We start from the raw sequence: 208 nt of genomic DNA, 5'->3' as shown, positions 1-208 counted from the left end.
GCCCAGTCGCTGGGCGGCGGGGGCGGTAATGGCTCGTCTGTCTTTACGCTTCAGACCGGCGTGGTCGCCAAGGGCAGCATCATTTCCTCCTTGTCGCTGGGCGGCACAGGTGGAAGCGGCAATAAAGCCGGCAGAGTCGATGTCGACAATGACGGCGCCATCTATACTCAGGGCGCGGATGCTTACGGCATTCTGGCCCAGTCGATCG

Annotated in this window: 1 protein-coding gene; it reads left to right on the top strand. The window is 62.5% G+C overall.

Translation table 11 applies throughout. From position 1 onward, the window contains the following. The coding region (locus tag HX774_RS19835; protein ID WP_218650525.1) for a hypothetical protein at positions 1-208 on the top strand (208 nt) is incomplete at both ends.

The organism is Brevundimonas sp. P7753, from assembly GCF_013386595.1.
GTDB classification, from domain to species: Bacteria; Pseudomonadota; Alphaproteobacteria; order Caulobacterales; family Caulobacteraceae; genus Brevundimonas; species Brevundimonas bullata.
Note: the sequence above shows the minus strand (reverse complement) of the source record. Positions and strands in the feature narration are given on the sequence as shown.